This is a genomic window from Pseudoalteromonas sp. S327 (genome assembly GCF_005886415.1).
Taxonomy (GTDB): domain Bacteria; phylum Pseudomonadota; class Gammaproteobacteria; order Enterobacterales; family Alteromonadaceae; genus Pseudoalteromonas; species Pseudoalteromonas atlantica.
Window position 1 is genome coordinate 33,011 of record NZ_PNDP01000047.1, and the last position, 24,506, is coordinate 57,516.

At 41.7% G+C, this 24,506-nt stretch carries 25 protein-coding genes; 20 read left to right on the plus strand and 5 right to left on the minus strand.

Going from position 1 to position 24,506, the window contains the following annotated elements:
* Positions 1-8 precede the first annotated feature (8 nt).
* The gene (locus CWB60_RS15005; RefSeq protein ID WP_004589367.1) at positions 9-449 is read right to left on the minus strand and encodes a PaaI family thioesterase; all 441 of its coding nucleotides are present in this window, start codon (positions 447-449) and stop codon (positions 9-11) included.
* A gap of 177 nt (positions 450-626) precedes the next feature.
* On the opposite strand from CWB60_RS15005, the gene lexA reads away from it, so the two are divergent.
* From lexA to CWB60_RS15030, 5 genes are all read left to right on the plus strand, one after another.
* On the plus strand, positions 627-1,244 hold the full coding sequence (gene lexA, locus CWB60_RS15010; RefSeq protein ID WP_004588213.1) for a transcriptional repressor LexA: 618 nt from the start codon (positions 627-629) through the stop codon (positions 1,242-1,244).
* A 471-nt stretch (positions 1,245-1,715) separates the two neighbouring features.
* A complete protein-coding gene (gene coxB / locus CWB60_RS15015; protein ID WP_138579335.1) occupies positions 1,716-2,852 on the plus strand; it encodes a cytochrome c oxidase subunit II in 1,137 nt (378 codons plus the stop codon).
* Positions 2,852-4,444: a cytochrome c oxidase subunit I gene (ctaD, locus tag CWB60_RS15020; protein ID WP_004588215.1), complete on the plus strand. Its 1,593-nt coding sequence runs from the start codon at positions 2,852-2,854 to the stop codon at positions 4,442-4,444. The genes coxB and ctaD overlap by 1 nt, the downstream gene beginning before the upstream one ends.
* Positions 4,444-4,974, plus strand: a complete 531-nt coding sequence (locus CWB60_RS15025) for a cytochrome c oxidase assembly protein (protein WP_004588216.1) — start codon at positions 4,444-4,446, stop codon at positions 4,972-4,974. The genes ctaD and CWB60_RS15025 overlap by 1 nt, the downstream gene beginning before the upstream one ends.
* Positions 4,975-5,009: 35 nt before the next feature.
* Positions 5,010-5,885 (plus strand): cytochrome c oxidase subunit 3, encoded by an 876-nt coding sequence (locus tag CWB60_RS15030; protein ID WP_004588217.1) that lies wholly within the window; start codon positions 5,010-5,012, stop codon positions 5,883-5,885.
* Here CWB60_RS15030 and CWB60_RS21115 read toward each other — a convergent pair.
* Complete coding sequence (locus tag CWB60_RS21115) at positions 5,785-6,096, minus strand: DUF2909 domain-containing protein (protein ID WP_138579333.1); 312 nt, start codon at positions 6,094-6,096, stop codon at positions 5,785-5,787. The genes CWB60_RS15030 and CWB60_RS21115 overlap by 101 nt on opposite strands.
* 14 nt (positions 6,097-6,110) lie before the next feature.
* Here CWB60_RS21115 and CWB60_RS15040 point away from each other — a divergent pair, with 14 nt between their 5' ends.
* The 13 genes from CWB60_RS15040 to CWB60_RS15100 all read left to right on the plus strand — a co-directional run bounded on the left by CWB60_RS15040 (position 6,111) and on the right by CWB60_RS15100 (position 18,594).
* Positions 6,111-6,851: an SURF1 family protein gene (locus CWB60_RS15040; protein WP_138579331.1), complete on the plus strand. Its 741-nt coding sequence runs from the start codon at positions 6,111-6,113 to the stop codon at positions 6,849-6,851.
* Positions 6,841-7,335, plus strand: coding sequence for a transmembrane cytochrome oxidase associated protein (locus CWB60_RS15045; RefSeq protein WP_138579329.1), 495 nt, complete (start codon positions 6,841-6,843; stop codon positions 7,333-7,335). Before CWB60_RS15040 ends, CWB60_RS15045 begins: the two co-directional genes overlap by 11 nt.
* Before the next feature lie 30 nt (positions 7,336-7,365).
* Complete coding sequence (locus CWB60_RS15050) at positions 7,366-8,355, plus strand: COX15/CtaA family protein (RefSeq protein WP_138579327.1); 990 nt, start codon at positions 7,366-7,368, stop codon at positions 8,353-8,355.
* 12 nt (positions 8,356-8,367) lie between these two features.
* Positions 8,368-9,297 (plus strand): heme o synthase, encoded by a 930-nt coding sequence (gene cyoE, locus CWB60_RS15055; RefSeq protein ID WP_138579325.1) that lies wholly within the window; start codon positions 8,368-8,370, stop codon positions 9,295-9,297.
* Positions 9,294-9,911, plus strand: a complete 618-nt coding sequence (locus tag CWB60_RS15060) for an SCO family protein (RefSeq protein ID WP_004588223.1) — start codon at positions 9,294-9,296, stop codon at positions 9,909-9,911. The genes cyoE and CWB60_RS15060 overlap by 4 nt, the downstream gene beginning before the upstream one ends.
* Before the next feature lie 139 nt (positions 9,912-10,050).
* Complete coding sequence (locus CWB60_RS15065) at positions 10,051-10,347, plus strand: STAS domain-containing protein (RefSeq protein ID WP_491567972.1); 297 nt, start codon at positions 10,051-10,053, stop codon at positions 10,345-10,347.
* A gap of 8 nt (positions 10,348-10,355) precedes the next feature.
* Positions 10,356-10,718, plus strand: a complete 363-nt coding sequence (locus CWB60_RS15070) for a response regulator (RefSeq protein ID WP_029773320.1) — start codon at positions 10,356-10,358, stop codon at positions 10,716-10,718.
* 14 nt (positions 10,719-10,732) lie between these two features.
* Positions 10,733-12,820, plus strand: coding sequence for a chemotaxis protein CheA (locus CWB60_RS15075; protein ID WP_138579323.1), 2,088 nt, complete (start codon positions 10,733-10,735; stop codon positions 12,818-12,820).
* Positions 12,817-13,302 (plus strand): chemotaxis protein CheW, encoded by a 486-nt coding sequence (locus tag CWB60_RS15080; protein ID WP_138579321.1) that lies wholly within the window; start codon positions 12,817-12,819, stop codon positions 13,300-13,302. The genes CWB60_RS15075 and CWB60_RS15080 overlap by 4 nt, the downstream gene beginning before the upstream one ends.
* 48 nt (positions 13,303-13,350) lie before the next feature.
* Positions 13,351-16,056, plus strand: a complete 2,706-nt coding sequence (locus tag CWB60_RS15085) for a methyl-accepting chemotaxis protein (RefSeq protein ID WP_138579319.1) — start codon at positions 13,351-13,353, stop codon at positions 16,054-16,056.
* Positions 16,057-16,116: 60 nt separating this feature from the next.
* Entirely contained in the window at positions 16,117-16,947 is an 831-nt protein-coding gene (locus CWB60_RS15090; RefSeq protein WP_054983326.1) for a CheR family methyltransferase, read from the plus strand.
* The gene (gene cheD / locus CWB60_RS15095) at positions 16,931-17,554 is read left to right on the plus strand and encodes a chemoreceptor glutamine deamidase CheD (protein WP_029774194.1); all 624 of its coding nucleotides are present in this window, start codon (positions 16,931-16,933) and stop codon (positions 17,552-17,554) included. The genes CWB60_RS15090 and cheD overlap by 17 nt, the downstream gene beginning before the upstream one ends.
* 8 nt (positions 17,555-17,562) lie before the next feature.
* Positions 17,563-18,594 carry a protein-glutamate methylesterase/protein-glutamine glutaminase gene (locus CWB60_RS15100; RefSeq protein ID WP_024033903.1) on the plus strand — a complete coding sequence of 344 codons (1,032 nt, stop codon included), beginning with the start codon at positions 17,563-17,565 and terminating at the stop codon, positions 18,592-18,594.
* A 3-nt stretch (positions 18,595-18,597) separates the two neighbouring features.
* Here CWB60_RS15100 and CWB60_RS15105 read toward each other — a convergent pair whose 3' ends face one another.
* A complete protein-coding gene (locus CWB60_RS15105; protein ID WP_138579317.1) occupies positions 18,598-19,623 on the minus strand; it encodes a polysaccharide deacetylase family protein in 1,026 nt (341 codons plus the stop codon).
* A gap of 42 nt (positions 19,624-19,665) precedes the next feature.
* Between CWB60_RS15105 and CWB60_RS15110 the strand changes: the two genes are divergently transcribed.
* On the plus strand, positions 19,666-20,937 hold the full coding sequence (locus tag CWB60_RS15110; protein ID WP_138579315.1) for an MATE family efflux transporter: 1,272 nt from the start codon (positions 19,666-19,668) through the stop codon (positions 20,935-20,937).
* 9 nt (positions 20,938-20,946) lie between these two features.
* Here the strand turns inward: CWB60_RS15110 and CWB60_RS15115 are convergent, their stop codons facing one another.
* Both CWB60_RS15115 and nfuA read right to left on the minus strand, forming a co-directional pair.
* On the minus strand, positions 20,947-21,216 hold the full coding sequence (locus CWB60_RS15115; protein WP_024033900.1) for a hypothetical protein: 270 nt from the start codon (positions 21,214-21,216) through the stop codon (positions 20,947-20,949).
* Between the two features lie 6 nt (positions 21,217-21,222).
* On the minus strand, positions 21,223-21,798 hold the full coding sequence (gene nfuA, locus CWB60_RS15120) for a Fe-S biogenesis protein NfuA (protein ID WP_096042447.1): 576 nt from the start codon (positions 21,796-21,798) through the stop codon (positions 21,223-21,225).
* Between the two features lie 146 nt (positions 21,799-21,944).
* On the opposite strand from nfuA, the gene CWB60_RS15125 reads away from it, so the two are divergent.
* On the plus strand, positions 21,945-24,500 hold the full coding sequence (locus tag CWB60_RS15125; protein WP_171036155.1) for a M14 metallopeptidase family protein: 2,556 nt from the start codon (positions 21,945-21,947) through the stop codon (positions 24,498-24,500).
* Positions 24,501-24,506 lie beyond the last annotated feature (6 nt).

Sequence of the window (24,506 nt, forward strand, 5' to 3'; positions counted from 1 at the left end):
ATAGTTAATTATTTGCGCTCGACAACCGCTGCGGTCATTTTTGATACGCAGCAAAGCTCGCCGCGGCTATTGGTTATTTTTATTTCCCATACAGAACTGCGCTTACCAATATGAAATGCACGAGTAACGGCGGTTAAAGTGCCATTTCGAGAGGCCTTTAAGTGGCTGGCGCTAATTTCCTGTCCAACACAATAAAATTTTGTAAAGTCCACGACAAAGTTAGCGGCGTAGCTTGCTACGGTTTCGGCAAGTACCACATTTGCGCCACCATGTACCATACCAATAGGATTATGATGCTCAGGAATTGCGGGCATGGTAGCCACCAGGTAATCATCTCCTATTTCGGTTATTTCTATGCCCATGGTTTTCATTAGCGTGCCTTGGCCGTTTATTCCCTCATCTAACTGTTTGCAAAGCTCTAATGTAATGGGTTGATGCCAAATACTCATAATTACTCCTTTATATTGAAAGTAAATTTATAGCATTTTAAATACTGAACGTCTGTAATTACCTAAAATTTATCCAGACGCGGTCTATTTAGCTATTTTAAAGCACAATTTAAATTTGCGATTTTTATTTAACTGTATATACTCACAGTTAAATGTACTGTATGGAAAACCAGTTGTATGCGACCATTAACTAAACGCCAAGCTCAAATACTCGAACTAATAAAAGTTTTTATTAAAGACACTGGTATGCCTCCTACACGTGCCGAAATTGCGCAAACACTCGGTTTTAAAAGTGCCAATGCCGCAGAAGAGCACTTAAAAGCGCTTGCCAAAAAAGGTGTTATTAAAATGAAACCAGGTGCAAGCCGTGGTATTCAATTGGTTGAAGAAGAAGAGCCTGAGCAACTAGGGCTACCATTAATAGGTAGAGTTGCAGCGGGTTCGCCTATTTTGGCGCAAGAACATGTTGAGAGTCACTGTAAAATAGACCCACTCATGTTTAAACCAGCCGCCGACTTTTTATTGCGTGTTAACGGCATGAGTATGAAAGATATAGGTATTATGGATGGCGACTTACTTGCTGTACACCGTACTCAAACAGCAGAGAACGGCCAAGTTGTGGTTGCACGAGTAGATGAAGACGTGACCGTAAAACGCCTAGAAAAAGCAGGCCGAAAAGTATTATTACACGCCGAAAACGAAGAGTTTACGCCTATAGAGGTAGACCTTGAAAACGAATCTTTTAATATTGAAGGGTTAGCCGTTGGCGTAATAAGAAATGCCGACTGGATGTAATTTTTAACTATTTTTAAGTAATATCTATAAATGCGCACTTTTTAGTGTGCATTTTTGTTTTAAAAACAGACCTTCCCCCACCTCAAAGCGCCCTAAAATTATTTAGGCTGTAAACTTTTTTTCACTCATACTTTTATCTTCCTAAGCGTGTTACATCCCTTAATTTTGCTCGTATCTTGGCTGTTAAATAACAATTTAATACGCCGTCATTTAGTCAATTTTAAAATATCACTTGATTGTTTTTTATACTAAAACTTGCTTGTTGTACGTTTTTTAGCTAATCATTAATGTGCTGGACTAACAATAACTCACAGCTTTTTAGTTATGAGAACACACAATATACACAAACCTTTTGTTGTCCTAGCGATACCGATCAAAGATAAGATTGGTTAAAAATAAAAATAACGAATTGGCGTTTAAGCCGTATGCCTCTTCGCTTTGCATTCGCAATAGCATCAAAGGAGCCGTCACATGGGTAAACTGACCTCTACCTTGTGGCTTGTGTTGATTATGTTCCCGCAGCAAGTGCTGGCTAATAGCCAATACAATATGCGCAAGGGCGTAACCGATATAAGTAATAATGTATATCAGCTACACATGACCATATTTTTAATATGTTGTGTGATTGGGGTGATAGTGTTCGCAATAATGTTTTGGGCACTGATTCATCACCGTAAATCTAAAGGGGCAGTTCCTGCCCAATTTCATGAAAGTACCAAAGTAGAAATTCTTTGGACTGCCATTCCGTTTGTTATTTTAATTGCCATGGCAATCCCTGCCACTAAAACCCTCATTGCAATGGAAGATGCCAGTAAGGCCGACTTAACCATTAAAATTACAGGGTCACAGTGGAAGTGGCATTATGAATATATGGGCGAAGACGTAGAGTTTTACTCTATTTTATCTACCCCTCAAGACGAAATAGCCAACCTTGCTAATAAAAACCCTAATTACTTACTTGAGGTTGATAAACCTTTAGTACTGCCAATTAATCAAAAGGTGCGTTTTTTAATGACCTCTGATGATGTTATTCACTCTTGGTGGGTACCCGATTTTGCCGTTAAAAAAGATGCCAATCCGGGGTTTATCAACGAAACGTGGACCAACATTAACGAAGAAGGTATTTACCGAGGACAGTGTGCAGAGCTGTGCGGTAAAGATCATGGCTTTATGCCCGTGGTGGTTGAAGCTAAATCGCAAGAGGACTTTAACGCATGGCTTGCAGATGCTAAGCAAGCTAAGCAAAAAGCCGCACTTGCTGATGCAGCATTGCTTGATACAACAATTCCTAAAGAAGAGCTAATGACACTAGGTGAGCAAGTGTATATGGCAAGTTGCGCTGCGTGTCATCAACCTACTGGTATGGGGTTACCGGGCGTATTTCCTGCGTTAAAAGGCAGCCCCATTGTTTTGGGTGATATAAAAGATCACATTGATGTAGTGATTCATGGCCGCCCAGGAACTGCAATGCAGGCATTTGCAAAGCAGCTCTCAATTAAACAACTTGCAGCGGTAATTACCTATAAACGTAATGCGTGGGGTAATGAAACGGGTGATGTCATCCAACCTAGTGAAATTCAGGCAGCACTTGATGCGGAGGCGAACTAATGAGTAGCATAGTAGAACAACCTAACGCCAATGACGCTCACCACGGCCACCACCCAGCCAAAGGTTTTAAACGTTGGTTATACACAACAAACCATAAAGATATTGGCAGCATGTACTTAATTTTTTCGCTGACTATGTTTTTAATTGGCGGTGCAATGGCCATGGTTATTCGGGCTGAGTTATTTCAGCCAGGATTACAATTGGTAGACCCACACTTTTTTAACCAAATGACTACAGTACACGGTTTAATTATGGTGTTTGGTGCTGTAATGCCAGCCTTTACGGGACTTGCTAACTGGATGGTACCGCTCATGATTGGCGCGCCAGATATGGCACTGCCCAGAATGAACAACTGGAGCTTTTGGATTTTACCCTTCGCTTTTTTAATTTTATTGGCATCGTTATTAATGCCTGGAGGCGGCCCCGCATTTGGCTGGACGTTCTATGCGCCGCTTTCAACAACGTACAGTAACGACAACACCGCAATGTTTGTGTTTGCAGTGCACATTATGGGGATTAGCTCAATTATGGGCGCAATAAATGTAATTGTGACCATTGTTAATTTACGTGCCCCAGGCATGACATGGATGAAGCTACCATTATTTGTATGGACATGGCTAATAACCGCATTTTTATTAATTGCTGTTATGCCCGTACTGGCCGGAGCGGTCACTATGGTGCTCACCGATAAATACTTTGGAACCAGCTTTTTTGATGCGGCAGGCGGCGGCGATCCGGTGATGTTTCAACACATATTTTGGTTTTTTGGCCATCCCGAAGTTTACATCATGATTTTACCCGCCTTTGGTATTATTTCGACCATAGTGCCTACATTCTCACGTAAAAAACTATTTGGTTATGCCTCAATGGTTTACGCAACCTCCTCTATTGCATTACTGAGCTTTATAGTGTGGGCGCATCATATGTTTACGACCGGTATGCCCGTTGCTGGCGAGCTATTTTTTATGTACGCGACCATGTTGATATCGGTGCCTACAGGGGTAAAAGTATTTAACTGGGTAGCCACTATGTGGCGAGGGTCAATAAGTTTTGAAGTGCCCATGCTATTTAGTATTGCCTTTATTGTGCTGTTTACTTTAGGGGGCTTTTCGGGGCTGATGTTGGCTATAACCCCTGCTGATTTTCAGTATCACGATACTTACTTTGTGGTGGCGCACTTTCATTACGTGTTAGTTACGGGGGCAATATTTTCGATTATGGCGGGGGCTTATTATTGGCTGCCTAAGTGGACGGGCAACATGTACAACATTGCCTTGGCTAAGTGGCACTTTTGGTTGTCGCTGGTAAGCGTAAATGTATTGTTTTTCCCTATGCATTTTGTCGGGCTGGCAGGCATGCCGCGCCGTATTCCCGATTACGCCCTGCAGTTTGCTGATTTTAACGCAATCATAAGCATAGGTGGGTTTGCCTTTGGTTTATCGCAGTTACTCTTTGTGGCGGTGGTAATTAAATGTGCCCGAGGGGGCGATAAAGTCCCTGCAAAAGTGTGGGATGGTGCTGAAGGTTTAGAGTGGGAAGTGGACTCTCCTGCGCCGTATCATACTTTTTCTACGCCGCCGGAAATTAAATAATGACACATGCACCGCTATTAAAGCGCCTAATTCTTATTTGTATAGGTATGTTTGCTTTTGCATTTGCCTTAGTGCCCTTATATGACGTGTTTTGCGACATAACTGGGCTTAATGGCAAGCCGTCGCTTGAACAAGCTAAGCAAAGTACACAGGTTGCACAAAATCGAGAAATAGGTGTGAGCTTTACAACCCATGCGCAAAGTGGTGCGCCGTTTATTGTTAAATCTAAAGAATACAGTGTTGATGTGAAACCAGGTGCCATGCGTGAGGTGATGTTTAGCGCAAAAAACACCAGTGATATTGATAAAGTAATGCAAGCGGTGCCTTCTGTATCGCCCGGAAAGGCAGCCAAGTACTTACATAAAATAGCGTGCTTTTGCTTTGATCAACAACCCCTAAAAGCGGGTGAAGAGCTTGAGTTTAAGCTGCTTTTTTATGTTGATACCGCACTGCCGAGCGATGTAGAAGAGCTAACTTTATCGTACACCGTATTTGATATTAGTGAGCAGCTAGTAGCAAGTAATAACTAGCCTGCATGTCTAGTGTAAAACTAGGAGCAAGTAACATGAATCAAGATTATGAAAACTACTACGTACCCGAGCAAAGTCCTTGGCCCATAGTGGGCGCGGTGGCGTTATTTTTTATTGCAGTGGGTGCGGCTTTAACAGTCATGAACTTAGAAAGTGAAGGGGGCAGCGGTGTGTACCTGCTATATGCAGGCATTGCAGTGCTGCTGTATATGATTTTTAGCTGGTTTAAAAATGTAATTAGCGAGTCTGATCAGGGCTTATATTCAGCGCAAATGGACCGCTCATTTCGACAAGGAATGAGCTGGTTTATATTCTCTGAAGTTATGTTTTTTATGGCCTTTTTTGGCGCATTATTTTACGCCCGCATATTGTCGGTGCCTTGGCTTGGCGGCGCTGGGAATAATGCGATGACCAACGAGGTGCTTTGGCCTACCTTTGAGGCCGTATGGCCACTACTAACCACACCAGCAGGTGAAACCACGCAAGCTATGGGGTGGCAAGGCTTACCCCTTATTAATACGCTTATTTTATTAGCGTCTTCGGTTACTTTGCATTTTGCTCACGTAGCCATTGAAAACAATAAACGTAAACCGCTAAAAGTGATGCTAGGGGCAACCATTTTATTGGGTGTGTGCTTTTTAGCATTGCAGGTAGAAGAATATATTTATGCCTACAACGACTTAAACTTAACTCTAGATGCAGGCATTTACGGGAATACATTCTTTTTGCTGACAGGTTTTCATGGCATGCATGTGACCCTTGGCGCCATTATTTTGTTTGTTGTATTTGTGCGTATTTTAAAAGGCCACTTTACGAAAGATAAACATTTTGCGTTTCAAGCAGCGGCTTGGTACTGGCATTTTGTTGATGTGGTGTGGCTGTGTTTATTTGTTTTTGTGTATGTGTTGTAACGGCTAATGGTGAGTGATTAGCCTTTATAAAACCAAGTTTTACAGCGGCTATCACCATCACCAAAACCACCACAGAAAACAGCACGCGAGGGCCTAAAAAATGCGACATAGGCCGACCGCCAGATTTATCGGTCACCATAATAAATAGCGCTCTAAACAAGTTGAAAAGTATAAATAGTAACAGCAGCACAATAATAATTTTAATAATCACTGGGTTGACCCTTTATGCAGTTAATTTTAAGGCGTAAACAAAAGCTTAGCTCATTTATCGCACTTTGCGTTGTGGTAGCTGTGGTGCTGGTATGTGTACGTTTAGGGTATTGGCAATTAGCAAGGGCTGAGCAAAAGCAGCAACAGTTAACAGCTATAGCTAACATGCAAACCCAAGGCGTAATGAGCTGGCAGCAATTACAGGCAATGCCTTCAAAGTGGAATAAAACAGGTGTAGTGGTTGAGCTTGCCGGAAAAATAATAAATCAGCAATACTGGCTTTTAGATAACCAAGTTTACCAAGGGCAAGTCGGTTACGATTTATTGGTGTTATTTAAGCCAAGCCAAGCAAGTGACGCTTTACTCGTTAATTTAGGGTGGGTAAAAGCGCCTATTTCACGCAGCGAACTACCTAACATCCAACTTCCTAAACGTAATATTACGTTTAAAGCGCAGATAAAAGAGCGAAATTTAACGAGCTTTAACTTACAAACCAATTCGACAAAACAAGACCTTCAAAAACGAATTCAATCAATAGATTTACAAAAGCTAAGTGAGCAGAGTAATCAATCGTTATTTAATTTTATGGCTTATCGTCAAGGTGCTGGAGATGCGCTAGCTATACCGCATTATAAAGCGGTGGTGATGAGTCCGCAAAAGCACCAAGCGTATGCAGTGCAATGGTTTTTAATAGCCTTAGCCTGTGTAGTGGTGGCCATTTTTGCCAGTAAAAAGAGGACTAACAATGAAAAATAACCCCTTAGTTTTGTTTGTTGTATGTTGCGCTGTACCGCTAGTACTTGCATACGGTGCGCTAAAACTAGACTGGTTGCCGATCGCCATTACCAATAATGGCGAGTTTTTACAGCACGAAGTAAAGCTTGAAAACTGGCAGCAACATAACCCTAAGCAATGGACAATTGCGCTTAATTACTCCAATAAATGTAACGCTTCGTGCAATGAGCAGCTCAATGCGCTTGATAACTTATATATCGCCTTAGGAAAAAATCAGGGCAAGGTTGATATGGCTGTAATGGGGGCGCCTAAAGTTAAAAATATTCCTTGGAAAACCTTTAACGCGCAACAAAATTTGCAGCCCGCTAGCCTATATTTAATCGATCACATGGGGTTAGTGGTGCTTGAGTATCCGTTTAAAGAGCAGCCACAAGAAAACCGTTTAGTGCAAAAAGGTTTATTAAAAGATTTAAAAAAACTGCTTAATTATTCTCGTTCAAGCTAATTAATAGCGCATTGTTAATGGGAGATTCCTATGTATAAAAATTATAAAAACTGGGTACTTGCAACGGGGTTACTTGCGCTGTTAGTAGTAGGGCTAGGTGCTTATACACGTTTAAGTGACGCAGGTCTTGGTTGCCCTGATTGGCCCGGTTGCTATGGCTTTTTAACTGTACCAAAGCATGAAGCCGATATCGCACTGGCTACCCAAAGTTACCCAGATATGATGTTTGAAACCGCCAAAGCGTGGAAAGAAATGATCCACCGTTACTTTGCAGGCGCGCTGGGGCTGCTTATTTTAGCGCTATTCGTATTGGCTTTTGTAAAGCGCCATTACTCAAACACGCCGGTTAAATTACCGCTAGCCTTATTATTGTTAGTTATATTTCAGGCTGCGCTGGGTATGTGGACCGTTACTATGAACTTACAACCGCTTATTGTAATGGGGCATTTGCTGGGGGGATTTAGTATTTTATCGCTAATCACTCTTTTATACCTGCGTTTAACTACTAAACCCATAGAGGGCGGAGATAGTAGCGCTAAAGGCTATTTTTCATTGAGCTTAGTTGCATTGGCTGTGTTGGTTATTCAAATTGCATTAGGAGGATGGCTTGCAGCAAATTATGCAGCGCCACACTGTAATGGCTTACCGCTGTGTAGTTATGCGCAGCCATTTTCACTCAGTAGTGTGTTTCAGCTGCCGCTTGAGCACAGTAATTATGAGTACGGAGTGCTATCGCAACAGGCGCGTATGTCTATTCATCTACTACACAGAATTTGGGCGCTAGTTACATGTGTTGTGTTGGCGCTAATTATGTGGCGTATATACAGTCAGGCGCAATCTGCAAAAATAAAACACTGTACTATCAGCGTGCTTGTTGCGCTACTTTGCCAAATTAGTTTGGGGCTTGCAGTGGTGCATTGGCACTTTCCGCTTGGAGTGGCGCTGGCACACAATTTAATGGCAGCTATCTTGTTATTGACTATGGTTAGGTTGTGTTACTACCTAAAAGCACGCACTTAAAGGGGAATAATTATGGCACTCACACTCGACAAAAAAGAACTACAGGTTATTAGCGCACACCTTTTTATTCAACGTGCTTATAATTTACTGCAAGATTACTTAGCTATTAGCAAGTTTAAAGTAGTGGCTATGTTGGTACTTACTGCTTGGGTTGGCTTGGCACTGGCGCCTGATGTAGGGCGAGGCATTGCAGTACAATTTATTAGTTTATTAGGCATTGGTTTGCTCTCTGGCGCTGCGGCGGTAATAAATCATGTTGTTGATAGCGAAATAGATACAAAAATGGCGCGTACACGCCACCGCCCTGTAGCTAAAGGCCGGCTGAGTAAAACCCATGCGTTAAGCTTTGCAGGCGTGATAGGGGTTGCTGGTTTTATAATGCTAATGCTTTGGGCAAACACCCTAACAGCCGTACTTACTTTGTTTGCATTAGTTGGGTATGCTTTTATTTATACCTCTTTTTTAAAGCGTGCCACACCGCAAAACATTGTAATTGGTGGCTTAGCTGGCGCAATGCCGCCTTTATTGGGTTGGGTTTCTGAAACCAATCAAATGGCAGCCGCGCCATGGTTACTCGTAATGATTATATTTACGTGGACCCCACCGCATTTTTGGGCACTGGCAATAGCACGCAAAAGCGATTACGAACGCGCTAAAATTCCTATGTTGCCAGTGACTCACGGTATCGACTTTTGTAAAACCTGTGTTGTGGCTTACACCATATTACTGGCACTTGTATGTGTATTACCTTATTTAATTGGTATGTCGGGCGGTATTTATTTAGTAGGCGCATGTGTGCTCAATGCACTCTTTTTGTATAAAGCGGTTAAGCTTAAATTAGCCCCTAACGATGACACCGCAATGGACTTATTTCGCTTTTCAATTGTGCATTTAATGGTACTCTTCGTGATCTTATTTATAGATAAATGGCTCCCTTTATGAAGCAGTTACGGATTAGCTTAGTTGTAATTTTTTCGTTTTTATTAGTCGCTTGCTCAGAGCAAAATAGTGCACCCGATGTGCAAGCCTTAGTGTATGAGCAAGCAAAGCCTCTTTCTGATTTTACACTTAATGACCAAAACGGTGAGTTAGTCACCAAAGCGCAATTTTTGGGGCAGTGGAACTTAGTGTTTTTAGGCTATACCAGTTGTCCAGATATTTGCCCATTAACGCTTGCTAAACTAAACAGCGTGTATAAAAAGTTACATAACGAATACCCACTGCAAATTTGGTTTATGTCGGTAGACCCTCAACGCGATACGCCGGTAAAGCGCAAAGCGTATATTGATTATTTTAACCCTGACTTTTTAGCTGTTTCGGGTGAGCACAAAAACCTATTCCCGGTGGTTAGAGAGCTTGGCCTAATTTATGCCATTAGTGACTCGCAAGAATCAGAATATGCGGTCGATCATAGTGCTTCTGTGGCTTTAGTTGATGAAAATGGAGCGGTAAGAGCCATATTTAAGCCTGAGTTCCAACAAGGAAATGTGCCCCTTATTAATACCACTCAACTCATTAGCGAATTTAAACAAATAGCGGATTACTATAAAAACTAGTTTTAAACTTTTCACGCATTTTAAAAGGAGCTTAGGCTCCTTTTTTGCTTTTTAGCGCCACTTTTAAAAGTTTTATTAATTTTTTTGAGCCTTTTATGGCAATTTTAATAACTAAGGCTAAGCTTTTGTTATGAATTGAATTGACAGGGAAAGTCCTGAAAAAATGCTAAAACTTCCAAGCGAACTTGCGATTATGCAAGTAGAGACTCTTCACCAAGATTTATTACAAGAACTCAATAGTAACAACGATATTTGTTTAGATGTCAGTGAGGTTGTTTCAGCCGATACCGCGTCAATTCAACTTTTGTGTGCCTTACAAAAACACCTACTTACCATACACCATAAAATTGTATGGGTAGGCAGCAGTGATGCACTTCAAAACGCCATTAATCAACTTGGCTTAAGTCAATATTTAACACTTGAAAGTAAAGGTTAGAGGTTTATATGAAGAAAATTTTAGCGGTTGATGATTCTGCGTCAATGCGTCAAATGGTGAGCTTTACGCTTAAAACCGCAGGTTTTGATGTTACCGAAGCAAAAGATGGCAGCGAAGCCCTCGCGATTGCCAAGCAGCAAAGTTTTGATGCGGTAATTTCAGATGTAAATATGCCCATTATGGATGGCATTACGCTTATCAGAGAGCTCAGAGGCCTTCCTGATTACAAATTTACGCCGCTACTTATGCTAACCACAGAGTCAGGATTAGATAAAAAAGTAGAAGGTAAAGCAGCTGGCGCAACAGGCTGGATTGTAAAGCCTTTCAACCCGGATCAGTTACTAGCGGTACTTAAAAAAGTAATTCGTTAACTGAGGAGTGCGGCGTGAGTATAGATTTAAGTCAATTTTTTGAAGTGTTCTTTGAAGAAAGTTTTGAAGGCCTAGATACAATGGAGGCCGAGCTATTAAATTTAGAGCCCGGCGAAGAAGACTTAGAAACAATAAATACTATTTTTAGAGCTGCGCACTCAATTAAAGGGGGCAGTGGCACCTTTGGCTTTAACTCTGTTGCTGAGTTTACCCATGTGCTAGAAACCCTACTGGATCAAATACGCCAAGGTGAGCGCGAACTCACCACCGAGCACGTTAATTTATTGCTTAAAGCTGTTGATTGCTTGCGTGGGTTACTCGGTGAGCTGCAAGCAGAGCAAGAGCCTGATTTATCACACGCTACAACCTTAAAAAAACAGTTTGAAATTGTACTCGAAATGCAAGCCGATTCAGCCCCAAGCGAGGCAAGCGAAGTAACGGCTGCTGCTGAGGTAAATACCTTTCAAATTGATTTTAAACCGCATCATCACCTTTTTAAAACAGGCAACGAGCCTTTATTTATGATCAGCGAATTAGCTGAACTCGGCGAGCTTGAAACACAGGCCTTTTTAGACGACATCCCAGATATTAAAGACTTAAGCAGTGACGAGTGCTACTTACACTGGCGCTTTTTTTTAAATACCAGCGAAAAAGAAGCCGCCATTAAAGAGGTATTTGAATGGGTAGAAGATGATGCCGATATAAAAATAGAGCTCTGTGGCGGGTTATTTGATGAAGACACTTATCACGCCGCAAACGCTGATGAAAAGAGCAACGACAGCACAGCTCAAACACCGCCTATTAGCGATGCTAAAAAAGCACCCGACAAACCTAAAAGCAAACCCACAGCCGATAAAAAGCCAACATCAGCACCAGAGTCTACCTCCATAAGAGTAGGAATAGACAAAGTAGACTCGTTAATAAATATGGTTGGTGAGCTGGTAATAACACAAGCCATGTTAAATCAGTTGAGCGAGCAAGAAATTAGCGAATCAACCATTACGTCATTACAAGAAGGTTTGGCACAACTGGCGCACAATACCCGAGACCTGCAAGAAAATGTTATGCGTATTCGTATGTTACCGATTAACTTTGTATTTAGCCGGTTTCCGCGTTTAGTGCGCGATATAGCGCAAAAACTAAATAAACAGGTGGAGTTAAAATTATTAGGCGAGCAAACCGAGCTAGATAAAACGGTAATGGAAAAAATATCTGACCCTATGGTGCACCTTGTCAGAAATTCGCTCGACCATGGCCTTGAAACAATTGAACAGCGGGTTGCCGCAGGTAAAGACCCAGTGGGCACCGTGACCTTAAATGCCTTTCATCAAGGCGGCAATATCGTGATAGAAATAATGGACGATGGGCAAGGCTTAAATACGCAAAAAATTAAAGAAAAAGCCATTGCTAATGAGCTGATCACCGCTGATTGTAATTTAACAGATGATGAAATTAACGAGCTTATTTTTATGCCCGGCTTTTCTACCGCCGATGCGGTTAGCGACTTATCTGGGCGTGGTGTAGGAATGGATGTTGTTAAGCGTAATATTCAATCTTTAAATGGCTCGGTTGAGGTTTCATCAGCGCCTGGCGTTGGCTCTACCTTTACAATTAGGCTGCCCCTTACACTTGCCATTTTAGATGGTCAATTAGTTAAAGTTGCCCAGCATACTTATATTATTCCGCTTATTTCTATTGTTGAATCACTACAGATTGATATCACTAAAGTAAGCCGAGTGGGTAAAGACTTAGATGTACTAAGGCTGCGTGACGAATACATTCCTATTTTACGCTTATATCAAATTTTTAATCATCAAAACGCCATAGAGTCATTAGACAAAACCTTGCTGGTGGTTGTTGAAACCGACAACCAAAAAGTGGGTTTGCTGGTTGATGACTTACTTTCACAGCAGCAGGTAGTCATAAAAAGTTTAGAGGCTAATTACCAAAAAGTAGATGGGGTGTCTGGAGCAACTATTTTAGGCGACGGGCGTGTATCGTTAATTGTTGATATTAGCGGCTTAATAAAATTATCAGGGCTTAAAAAACCAGGTAGCCAAGAGCTAATCATAGAATCTAAAACACCTCTGGAGGCTTCATGATTAGTGAACAAAGCGAGCTAAACAACAAAATTGATTTAGGGCAACAGCAAGGCGTTAGGCAGTTTTTAACCTTTATTATGGCTGGCGAAGAATACGGCGTAGATATATTAACCGTGCAAGAGATCAGAAGTTGGGAAGAAATTACCGTACTGCCCAACGCGCCGGATTTTGTTAAAGGAGTGATAAACCTTCGCGGCACCATAGTGCCAATAATAGATTTACGCTTACGTTTTGGCCTGCCAAGTACTGAATATGGGCCATTAACGGTTGTTATTGTTGTAAAAGTTATTTTTGAAAACGATTCAAAAATAATGGGCATCGCAGTAGATGCGGTGTCAGATGTTTACAGCATTGCAGAGCAAGACGCCAAGCCCGTCCCTAGCCTGTCTGATTCGAGTAATTGTGAATATGTCGCAGGGTTGGTGAACGTGGGCGAAAAAATGGTCTCGTTAATTGATTTACAAAGAACAATGGATATATAGCCACAGCGCTATGTAGCAACAAAAACAAACATAAAGGTGGTGATGGGCATGGGATGGTTTAGTAATCCGAAGCAGTCAGAATCAAGTAATGACTTAATCGTTAATGCATTAAATAAATCATTAGCGGTTATTGAATTTGAACCCAGCGGCAGAATAATTACGGCTAATTCAAACTTTTTAAATGCAATGGGATACCGTTTAGAGGAAGTGCAAGGGAAGCACCACTCTATGTTTGTTGAACCAGATGAAGCACAAAGCAGCGAGTATAAAAATTTTTGGCAACGCTTGCGCGGTGGTGAGTTTATTTCTAATGAATTTAAGCGTCTTGCTAATGGAGGGCGAGAGGTATGGATCCAAGCTACCTATAACCCAATTATTGATAGCCAAGGGCAAGTGCTAAAAGTAATTAAATTTGCTACCGACATTACCGAACAAAAGAAACAGGCCGCTGAAGCGCAAGGCCAACTTGAGGCAATTAGTAAATCTCAGGCGGTGATTGAGTTTAATCTTGATGGCACAATTATTACTGCCAATGATAATTTTTTAAATGGTTTAGGCTATCAACTTAGCGAAATAAAAGGCCAGCATCATAAAGTATTTGTCGACCCAGAATACGCTAAAACAAACGAGTATAAACAATTTTGGGATAAGTTAGGACGAGGCGAGTACGACTCGGGCGAGTACATGCGAATAGGCAAACAAGGGCAAGAAATATGGATTCAAGCCTCTTATAACCCTATTTTCGATTTAAACGGCAAGCCTTATAAAGTTATTAAATACGCCAGTGATATCACCGCGCAAAAACAGCTAGAGCGCGAGTCTAAAAAGGCTGCCGATTTAGCAAGTGCGTTAACTGTTTGCCAAGCCAATGTAATGATTGCCGATAAAGACCTAAATATTGTATTTGTAAACGATCAGGTTAAGTTAATGCTCAAAGCGCGAGAAACTGAGTTGCAAGGTGTGCTACCTAGTTTTTCTGTTGATAATTTAATAGGCACGTGTGTTGATGATTTTCATAAGCACCCAGCTCATCAACGCGAACTATTAAAAAACTTAAAACAACCTTATAAAACTGAGTTACGTTTAGCGGGGCTTATTTTTAGTTTAATTGCTACACCGTGGATAAACCATGAAGGTAAGCATTTAGGCACCATTGTTGAGTGGGAAGATATTACCGATAGCGTAGCAAAAGCAGAGCAAGAACGTGCTGAAGCACAAGAAAACTTACGAGTAAAACAAGCGCTTGATACCGTAGCAACAAACACCATGATAGCCGATGCTTCAAATGTAATTGTATACATGAACAACGCGGTTAAATCGATGATGAGTATTGCTGAAGATGATTTGAAAAAGGAGCTGCCAAACTTTGATAGCACCAATTTAATGCAGCAAAACATTGATATATTCCATAAAAATCCGGCTCATCAACAAAACCTACTAGCTAAGCTTACAACAACTTACCGAGCCGAAATAAAAGTAGGCGGGCGCACCTTTGGTTTAGTTGCAAACCCTATTTTTACACCAGAACAAGAACGCATAGGCACCGTAGTTGAGTGGGAAGATAGAACGGGCGAAGTTGCAATAGAAAAAGAAATTGCACAATTAGTCAGCGATGCAGGTAATGGCGATTTAGAAACCCGAGTAGATGAAAAAGGTAAAGAAGGCTTTTTCTTACGCTTAGCGCAGGGCTTAAACAGCTTAGTTGAAATTGTGGATGATGCCGTTAGTGATACCGCGCAAATGCTTGATGCAATGGCCAATGGCGACCTATCAAAACGCATAGAAAAAGAGTATCAAGGCTCGTTCGATAAGCTCAAGCAAGATGCTAATACCACAGCAGATAAATTGACTGATGTGATTAACCGAATTAACTCATCGGCCACGTTAGTAGCCAGTGGCGCAGAGGAAATTTCGCAAGGCAACGCCGATTTAAGCCAGCGTACCGAAGAACAAGCTTCATCACTTGAAGAAACCGCCTCAAGTATGGAAGAAATGACCAGTACCGTAAGGCAAAATGCAGATAACGCAAAAGTCGCTAACGATTTAGCCGAAGAAACCTGCGAGAAAGCAATTCAAGGTGGTGAAGTAGTTAATAGAGCTGTAACGAGTATGTCGGCCATTAACGAGTCGAGTAAAAAAATTGCAGACATTATTGGCGTGATTGATGAAATTGCCTTTCAAACTAATTTACTGGCACTTAACGCCGCCGTTGAAGCAGCCAGAGCGGGTGAGCAAGGCCGTGGCTTTGCCGTTGTTGCTGGTGAGGTGCGTAATTTAGCGCAGCGCTCAGCTGGAGCAGCCAAAGAAATTAAAGAGCTTATTAGAGACAGCGTTGCAAAAGTTACCGATGGCTCTGTGCTTGTAAATGAGTCGGGCGAAACACTCAGAGAAATTGTTTCAAGCGTACAACGTGTTACGCAAATGATTTCGGATATAACCGAGGCCTCTGAAGAGCAAAGCGCAGGCATTGAGCAAGTTAATAAAGCGGTTGCCCAAATGGATGAAATGACCCAGCAAAATGCGGCACTAGTAGAAGAAGCGTCTGCGGCGGGCGAGTCAATGGCTGAGCAAGCAAACGAGATGCGTCAGTTATTGCACTTTTTTTCACTCCGGCAGCAAGGCATGAACACATTGCCAAATACGCACTTTGAACGCTCAGCGCCCCCTGCGCGCCAACCTAGTGGCTATTTAAAAAATACCCAACCCAAAGGCGAAAACTTTATAGACTCAGCAGATGAATGGGAAGAGTTTTAGTCATTACTGGCTTGCTAGTTAATACCCTAGCAAGCCTGCTTTACAAGGGATGGTATGACAATGAAAGAATTTTTATGTACCGATAAAGATTTTAAAGACATTGCCACTTTAGTTTATAACGCGTGCGGAATTGTGCTTGGCGATCATAAACGCGAAATGGTGTATTCCCGCTTAGCAAGAAGAGTAAGAGAGCATAAACTTAAAAACTTTTCTCAATACTTAGAGTACTTACACAATAATAAAGAGGCTGAGTTTGACGCATTTATTAATGCTATTACCACTAACTTAACCTCCTTTTTTAGAGAGCCCCACCACTTTGAGTTTTTAAAAAACACCATAGTGCCGCAGTTACTTAGCAGTAACAAAGTAACAAAAAGAGTACGCGTATGGTCAGCGGGTTGCTCTACAGGCGAAGAGCCTTACAGCTTAGCAATAACCCTTGCCGATTTATTCCCAAGTTCTTGGGATGTAAAAATTTTAGCAACCGATTTAGATTCTAATGTATTAGCCAAAGCACAAGCGGGTATTTATACCGCGGCTAATGTAAATGGCTTAGAAAACAATGTACTTAAAAAGTGGTTTTTAAAAAGCAAAGATGGGCAAACATATAAAGTAAAACCACAGTTAAATAAACACATTTTTTTTAAACGCCTTAACCTTTTACAAGAATGGCCCATGAAAGGGCAGTTTGACTTAATTTTATGTCGTAACGTGGTTATTTATTTTGATAAAGAAACAAAAGACACCTTATTTAAACGTTATGCAAATGCACTTAATCGTGACGGTTATTTGTTTTTAGGGCACTCAGAGAGTATGGGAAAAGAGCATTCTGAGTTTAAAAATTTAGGGAAAACCATGTATCAAAAGCAACACAATGCACGCACAGTTTAGGCCGGTGCTCCCAGGGTTTGAACATATAAAACGTTACTGGGATGCAGGGCGCACAAGCGTGGTGGCAAAAATATTACCTGGCGAATTTTATGTCTCAAAAAATGATGAGCTTATTTCTACAGTGCTTGGGTCGTGCATAGCCGCGTGTGTTTACGATGAAAAAGCCGGTATAGGTGGCGTAAATCATTTTATGTTGCCGGTAAAAAAAGGCCTAGAATTAAACAGTGCCCATAGTTTGAGCTGCCGCTACGGAAATTGGGCAATGGAATACCTGATCAACGAAGTACTCAAAGGTGGTGCTGCGCGAAAAAATTTAAAAATAAAACTCTTTGGTGGCGGCAAAATAATTAGCGCAATGACCGACATAGGGATAGGTAATATTAGCTTTGCCAATGCGTATATTCAGGAAGAGTCGCTCAATCTTGTTGCACAAGATATGGGGGGGCCGTGGCCTCGAAAAATTTTTTTTCATCCGCATACGGGCAAAGTCCACGTAAAAAAGCTGAAGAATTTGCACAACAATACAATTGAAAAACGCGAAGTGCGCTACCTGCAAAACCTTAAGCAACAAGATAAAGCCACCGAGACTAACATAGAGCTGTTTTAGGAGCCGTAATGGTTAAAGTTCTGATAATAGATGATTCACCACTGATAAGGCGTTTGCTGAGCGAAATATTATCTCAGGCTAGCGATATCGAGGTTGTTGGCTGTGCTGAAGACCCTTATCAAGCACGAGAAATGATTAAATTGCTCAATCCAGATGTGCTTACCCTCGATGTAGAAATGCCAAAAATGGACGGTATTAGCTTTTTAAGAAACCTAATGCGCTTAAGACCTATGCCCGTTGTGATGATTTCTACACTAACCCAGCAAGGCTCGCCTATCACCTTAGAAGCGCTTGAGCTTGGTGCCGTGGATTTTATTGCCAAGCCGACCGTGAATGTTAAGCAGCAAATGAGTCAATATGCATATGTTGTGCAGCAAAAAGTGCGCGTGGCAGCAGGTGCAAGGGTAAGAAGTTTTAAAAAGGTAAGCACAGTGAGCGAGCCTTTACCTAGCAATGCACAATTTTTATTAAACAAGGTAATAGCGATAGGGGCTTCAACAGGGGGCACAGAAGCAATAAAAGAAGTGCTTATAAAAATGCCGACCAATTGCCCTGCGATTGTGATTACCCAGCATATTCCTCCGGTATTTAGTACCTCGTTTGCCCAGCGTATGGACCGCACCTGTGCAATTAACGTAAAAGAAGCGCAGCACGGCGACAAGCTCACTGCGGGATGGGCTTATATAGCCCCAGGTGGTTTGCACTTAAATATAAAAAAAAGAGGGGCAAGTTTATATTGCGAGCTTGATGATTCTGAGCCTGTTAACCGCCATAAACCGGCGGTAGATGTATTATTTAACTCGTTACTTGAGTGCGGTGCAAAAAACATTGTGGCAGCGCTACTAACCGGTATGGGGAGCGATGGAGCAAAGGGCTTGCTTAGTATTAAACAAGCGGGTGGTTACACCATTGCACAGGATGAGTTCTCTTCTGTGGTGTGGGGAATGCCCAAAGCGGCGGTTGATTTAGGTGCCGCCCACGAAATTGTTGCACTTGATAAAGTAACCCAGCGCTTATTGCATCAGGCTATAAAGGTGTAATTGCTACTGAATAACCCACGGCTGCGAAAACCAATAGTAGCTACCAGGGTGCTCAATAGAAGGGGCGGTACAATTAAAGCGTGAACGACCTTTATTTAGCGCCTTTGGTGAGTCAATTTTTACAGTTGTGTCGTTTATCCAAGTTAACTTAGCCTGCCCCACACTTGAGACATAACACGCAAACTGACTTTTATGAAAATCACCCATTTCAAACTCAATGCTGAGCGTTGGTGGGTTTTGTGAGGTTACACTGTCTAGGTAATCTAGGTTTTTAATACTAAACGCCCGAGAGTTTAATTTTGTAATTAACGTATCTAATTTACTGTAAAAGCCAGAGGCTGGAAAACGCGGTAAGCGGGTAAAGTTAGCGTTTTTATTTACAGCGCCTGAGTGCTGACCAATGCCAATAAAGCCAAGCTCTTCTACAAGCGCTTGTAGTTTGTTATTAAACTCACCATACGGGTACGCTAGGTATTTATAGTCGTGGCCTATTTCTTCTTTAATACGCTGTTGAGAATGCAAAATATCTTGTTTTATACGTGCTTGCCACTGTGCATCGCTCTCATCTTTTAGCTTAATATGCAGGTAGTCATGCTGGGCAGTGTGATTGGCAATTAACGCCCCTTTGCCTGCGAGCTCTTTTAATTTATCCCACCCCATTACGTAGCCTTTGCCTTCATCAATAAGGGTAGGGTTTACAAAAATAGTATAGGGGTAACCAAATTTTTCTAAAATAGGCGCTGCTTGTTCGTAGTTATTGTTGTAACCATCGTCAAAGGTGATAGCGACTGTTTTCTTAGGTAAGGTTTTGCCTTGTTGTATAGCGCTTATTAGCTCATTTAGTGCAATAACATTAAAATTATGCTCTTTTAAGTAGCCCAAATGCTTGGTAAACGTATTTGCGCTTACACTGGTCACAGCGGGAAGGGTTTCGCTTACATGGTGATACTGTAAAATAACCGCCGCATGAGCACGTACTGATAAACAAATGAGAGTAATTAAAACTAAATGAAACAATTTCTTAAACATAATAAGGCACACCATAAAAGCTTGCTGTTGCTAGCGGGTCCAATGATATTATCAAATATTACTGTCCCACTGTTAGGAATTGTTGATACCGCTGTTATTGGCCACTTAGGTAGCGCACATTACTTAGCGGGCATCGCACTTGGCTCAGCTGTTATTTCTATTTTATTTTGGCTCGCCGGTTTTTTACGTATGAGCACCACAGGGTTAGTGGCCCAAGCATACGGGCAAAATAACTTAACACAGTTGGCAGCGCTTTTAAAACGCAGCTTATTACTTGCCGTGTGTGTGGCGTTAGCGCTTATAGCTTTATCGCCTTTGATAAAACAAGCTATTGCATTTTTATCAGGCGCAAATAGTGAGGTTCTTGCTCAAGCATATCAGTATTTTAGTATTCGTATATTTAGTGCCCCTGCCGCACTTTGTAATTTAGTGCTGCTCGGCTGGATGCTTGGCGTACATTATGGGCGTGGGCCATTTTACTTGCTGCTAGTGACCAATATTACCAACATAGTGCTCGATATATATTTTGTGGTGTATTTAGACTGGGCAGTAGCGGGAGCAGCGTGGGCGTCGTTAATTGCAGATTACAGCGCGTTGGCTTTTGCGTTGCTACTAGTGATTAAGCTCGCTAAAAAGCAAGGCGTGGAGCTAAGCGTGCCCAACTGGCTCAGTGTTAGCAAAGTGGCAGAGCTACTTAGTTTAAATAGAGATATATTTATTCGCTCTTTAATTTTGCAATTATGCTTTAGCTTTATGACCTTTTATGGCGCCCGCATCGGTGAAATAACGCTTGCAGCGAATGCCGTGTTACTTAACTTTTTAATGTTAGTAAGCTTTGCACTTGATGGAATAGCCTATGCAAGCGAAGCCAAAGTTGGTCAAGCTAAAGGTCAGCGAAGCGTTAATAACATTAGACTATGGGTAAAAATAAGTGTGTTTTGGGGGATGCTTTTTGGCGTGTTATACAGCGTATTTTTTGCTGTATTTGGCAGCGCTATTATTAAGCTTTTAACCAATGTACCCGAGGTAATAGAAGCTGCGACAAATTACTTACCGTGGGTAATAGTATTGCCTATGTTAGCAATGAGCTGCTTTTTGTTTGATGGCGTATTTGTAGGGCTTACACGGGCAAAAAATATGCGTAACAGTATGATTCTTTCTGCTGCTGTTGGCTTTTTTGGGGTGTTTTGGGTGTTTATAGAGTGGCAAAATAATGCGTTATGGCTGGCTATGAGTTGCTTTATGCTTATGCGCGGCGTTACGTTAATTATTAAGTATTTGCAGTTAAAAGCAACTAATCAGCTGCTAGATTAAGCGAACGTGTCATTTCCATAGGTCGGGGTCGTGATCTTTTGGCCCCATATCTTTTAAAACTTGCGAGAAACGATTGGCAAAAATACCGCTATAACCCCATGCAGCAAAAAATAATGCCGGGATTAAAATAACCACACCTATAATTTGTAAACTAAAGTGGATGTAGTAGCCAAGGGCAATAAATATCACGGCTAGCACAAACAGTGCTAAGCCGCGAAAAAAGCGCGTTAAACTCAACTTAGGGTTACTCCCTAAGCGATAAATAAGCGGCTTTAACATTATTGCTTAGTAATAAGAGTGATCGCCCGCTTGGTGCTCGGTAATGTCGGCAACACCGGTGATTTCATCAAACTTTGCAATCATTTCTTTCTCGATGCCTTCTTTAAGCGTTACATCGATCATAGAACAGCCATTACAACCACCACCAAATTGAAGTACTGCAATACCTTCAGCGGTTACTTCAACTAGGCTTACTTGGCCACCGTGGTTAGCTAGCTGTGGGTTTACTTCGGTTTCTAGCATGTGTTGAACACGCTCATTTAGCGATGCGTTATCGCCTAGTTTACGTGCCTTTGCATTAGGCGCTTTTAAAGTTAACTGAGTGCCCATTTTGTCGGTAACAAAATCAATTTCAGCTTCTTCTAAAAAAGGAGCGCTTTCTGTATCTACTACGGCATCAAAACCATTAAAGTTAAGACGAATATCGCTGTCTTCTACGGCGTCTTCTGGGCAATAAGAAACACCACATTCCGCTTGTGATGTACCAGGGTTTACAACAAACACACGAATATTAGTTTGTTGTGCTTGATCTGCTAAAAGTTTAGCAAAATGCGCTTGTGCTGTTTCGGAAATAGAAATCATAAAACCGTCTATACTTGACTAAATTACTCGGATACTGCATATCATACTCCGCTCATCGTGTTGCGGCTAGTGTTGAGCGTAAAAAGTTGGCATCTATTTTAAGCAATGCTAGCGTGCAAATAACAAACATTTTTAGAGTGATTTATATGCGCTGGATAGTAACTATAATGGTGGCAATGCTTAGCTTTTCAAGTATGGCAAAACCACTTTCGTATTATTTTGAACAAGATGTAGAGTTTGATAAAACAATACCCACCCCACAAGACGTACTTGGTTACGAAGTAGGTGAGTGGCATGTAAGGCACGACCAACTGGTGCGTTACATGGAAATTCTAGCGCAAAAAAGTAATCGTATAAATTTTGAAGTAATAGGGCGCACACACGAGCAACGTCCGCTTGTGATGCTAAGTATTAGCAGCGCTGAAAAACTAGCTAACTTAGAGCAAATTCGCCAAGCGCACTTAGCCCGTTTAACAAACAGTGAGCAAGCTAAAAACACACAAAATGAGCCTGCTGTAGTTTGGATGGGATACAGTGTGCATGGCAATGAGTCATCAGGCAGCAATGCCGCTTTATTGGTTGCGTATTACCTTGCTGCAGCGCAAGGCCCAGAAATAGAAAAACTATTAAATAATACCGTTATTTTGCTCGACCCTTCACTTAACCCCGATGGCTTGGCTCGCTTTGCTAATTGGGCTAATAGTAATCGGGGGATGAACTTATCAAGCGACCCTAAAACGCGTGAACACGTAGAAAGCTGGCCAAGTAGCCGTACAAATCACTATTGGTTTGATTTAAATCGCGATTGGTTATTACTACAACACCCAGAGTCGCGTGCACGCATTGCTAAGTTTCATCAATGGAAGCCAAATATTCTTACCGACTTTCATGAAATGGGGCCAAACAGCAGCTACTTTTTTCAACCTGGCATTGCCAGTCGCAAGCACCCAATTACCCCAGATGAAAACGTAACGCTTACTAAAGCCATAGCCAATTACCATGCTAAAACTTTAGATAAAAATAATACCCTTTATTTTACCGAAGAAAGCTTTGACGACTTTTATTACGGCAAGGGTTCAACCTACCCCGATGTAAACGGCGGTATAGGTATTTTATTTGAGCAAGCCAGCTCACGTGGGCATGTACAAGAAACCATAAATGGTACGCTTACGTTTCCTTTTACTATTAAAAATCAGTTACTAACAAGCCTATCAACCTTTAAAGCAGCGGTAGATAACCGCGAGGCGCTATTAACCTATCAGGCTAAATTTTATAACCAAGCAGTTGATTTAGCACATGATGAAAGTTTTGAAGGCTATGTGGTTGAGGGCGCTAAAGACAACACCCGGATTAAACTATTTTTAAACCTGTTAAAGCAGCATCAAATTAACGCCTATCCACTTACAAAAGCGCTAAAAGCCAATGGCAAAAACTTTAGCACTCAGAGCTATTTTGTGCCGTTAGCTCAGCCACAGTTTCGTTTAGTAAAAGCTATTTTTAGTGAGCAAAAAAGTTTTGCCGATAACACATTTTATGATGTATCGGGCTGGACACTCGCCCACGCTTTTAATTTAGAGTTTGCACAAGTAAAAAGTAGTTGGGGCTTAGAAGTAGCCAGCACTGCGTGGCAAAAAGCAGTTAAACCATCATTTGCTGCGTTAAAGCAAAGTTATGCATTTGGCTTTGCCTGGGACGATTACTTAGCGCCTAAAATGTTAAATAGCTTGCTAAAGCAAGGCATTAAAGCGCGTGTCGCGTTAAGCGCCTTAACAGCTAAAAGCAGCACCACCGAAATAGACTTTGCACCTGGCAGCATTATTGTCCCCGCAGGGCTGCAAACAAACCCTGATTGGGTGGCTATTTTAAACGATGCTCAAACGCAATTTGGTATTGCGATAAAGCCTATTACCACTGGCCTTACAGGGAAAGGCGCCGATTTAGGGTCGCGCACTATGGCGGTATTAAACGAGCCAAAAGTACTGCTTGTGGGCGGTAAAGGCGTAAGCCAATACGAAGCGGGTGAAGTATGGTATTACCTTGACCGCTTTGTTGGTATTTCTCCGACCATAGTAGAAATGGAACGTTTAGGTAGCCTAGATTTAAATAATTACAGCCACATTGTACTAGCTAATGGTAATTATTCGGGCTTACCCGATAGTGATAAAGTTGCCATTAAAAGCTGGGTAAGAAAAGGCGGCGTAATTTGGGGTCACAAAGGCGGCGCTAAATTTTTAGCTGATCAGCAATTACTCAAGGCTAATTATTTATCTAGGCAAGATGTAGCCAGCGCTTTTAATACTCAAGGGCTAAATTACGCAGATAAAGATCATTTAGCAGGGCGACAACGTATAGCCGGCGCTATTTTTACTACCGATGTGGACACCACACATCCACTAACGTTTTCGCTTAATCGTGAAACGCTGCCTGTATTTAAAAATAGTACCTGGTTATTAGAAAAATCATCCGCCCCGTTTGTAAACATACTCACTTACCCGCAAAAACCACTATTAGCAGGGTTTACCGATGGCGTAAATGAGCAGCAAATTGCCGGTGCAGCAGCCATGATGGCCCACTCATACGGGCGTGGCAGTGTTATTGCGATGACAGATAACCCTGTATTTAGAGGATACTGGTACGGCACAAGCCGATTACTCAGTAATGCTTTATTTTTTGGCCACACATTTAGAGTAAGAGGTGATTAACTACCC

What these genes read in the sequence shown, in the direction of transcription:
- CWB60_RS15005 (WP_004589367.1), bottom strand. Translation starts at nt 449, where the DNA reads ATGAGTATTTGGCATCAACCCATTACATTAGAGCTTTGCAAACAGTTA.
- lexA (WP_004588213.1), top strand. Translation starts at nt 627, where the DNA reads ATGCGACCATTAACTAAACGCCAAGCTCAAATACTCGAACTAATAAAA.
- coxB (WP_138579335.1), top strand. Translation starts at nt 1,716, where the DNA reads ATGGGTAAACTGACCTCTACCTTGTGGCTTGTGTTGATTATGTTCCCG.
- ctaD (WP_004588215.1), top strand. Translation starts at nt 2,852, where the DNA reads ATGAGTAGCATAGTAGAACAACCTAACGCCAATGACGCTCACCACGGC.
- CWB60_RS15025 (WP_004588216.1), top strand. Translation starts at nt 4,444, where the DNA reads ATGACACATGCACCGCTATTAAAGCGCCTAATTCTTATTTGTATAGGT.
- CWB60_RS15030 (WP_004588217.1), top strand. Translation starts at nt 5,010, where the DNA reads ATGAATCAAGATTATGAAAACTACTACGTACCCGAGCAAAGTCCTTGG.
- CWB60_RS15040 (WP_138579331.1), top strand. Translation starts at nt 6,111, where the DNA reads ATGCAGTTAATTTTAAGGCGTAAACAAAAGCTTAGCTCATTTATCGCA.
- CWB60_RS15045 (WP_138579329.1), top strand. Translation starts at nt 6,841, where the DNA reads ATGAAAAATAACCCCTTAGTTTTGTTTGTTGTATGTTGCGCTGTACCG.
- CWB60_RS15050 (WP_138579327.1), top strand. Translation starts at nt 7,366, where the DNA reads ATGTATAAAAATTATAAAAACTGGGTACTTGCAACGGGGTTACTTGCG.
- cyoE (WP_138579325.1), top strand. Translation starts at nt 8,368, where the DNA reads ATGGCACTCACACTCGACAAAAAAGAACTACAGGTTATTAGCGCACAC.
- CWB60_RS15060 (WP_004588223.1), top strand. Translation starts at nt 9,294, where the DNA reads ATGAAGCAGTTACGGATTAGCTTAGTTGTAATTTTTTCGTTTTTATTA.
- CWB60_RS15070 (WP_029773320.1), top strand. Translation starts at nt 10,356, where the DNA reads ATGAAGAAAATTTTAGCGGTTGATGATTCTGCGTCAATGCGTCAAATG.
- CWB60_RS15080 (WP_138579321.1), top strand. Translation starts at nt 12,817, where the DNA reads ATGATTAGTGAACAAAGCGAGCTAAACAACAAAATTGATTTAGGGCAA.
- CWB60_RS15085 (WP_138579319.1), top strand. Translation starts at nt 13,351, where the DNA reads ATGGGATGGTTTAGTAATCCGAAGCAGTCAGAATCAAGTAATGACTTA.
- CWB60_RS15090 (WP_054983326.1), top strand. Translation starts at nt 16,117, where the DNA reads ATGAAAGAATTTTTATGTACCGATAAAGATTTTAAAGACATTGCCACT.
- cheD (WP_029774194.1), top strand. Translation starts at nt 16,931, where the DNA reads ATGCACGCACAGTTTAGGCCGGTGCTCCCAGGGTTTGAACATATAAAA.
- CWB60_RS15100 (WP_024033903.1), top strand. Translation starts at nt 17,563, where the DNA reads ATGGTTAAAGTTCTGATAATAGATGATTCACCACTGATAAGGCGTTTG.
- CWB60_RS15105 (WP_138579317.1), bottom strand. Translation starts at nt 19,623, where the DNA reads ATGTTTAAGAAATTGTTTCATTTAGTTTTAATTACTCTCATTTGTTTA.
- CWB60_RS15110 (WP_138579315.1), top strand. Translation starts at nt 19,666, where the DNA reads ATGATATTATCAAATATTACTGTCCCACTGTTAGGAATTGTTGATACC.
- CWB60_RS15115 (WP_024033900.1), bottom strand. Translation starts at nt 21,216, where the DNA reads ATGTTAAAGCCGCTTATTTATCGCTTAGGGAGTAACCCTAAGTTGAGT.
- nfuA (WP_096042447.1), bottom strand. Translation starts at nt 21,798, where the DNA reads ATGATTTCTATTTCCGAAACAGCACAAGCGCATTTTGCTAAACTTTTA.
- CWB60_RS15125 (WP_171036155.1), top strand. Translation starts at nt 21,945, where the DNA reads ATGCGCTGGATAGTAACTATAATGGTGGCAATGCTTAGCTTTTCAAGT.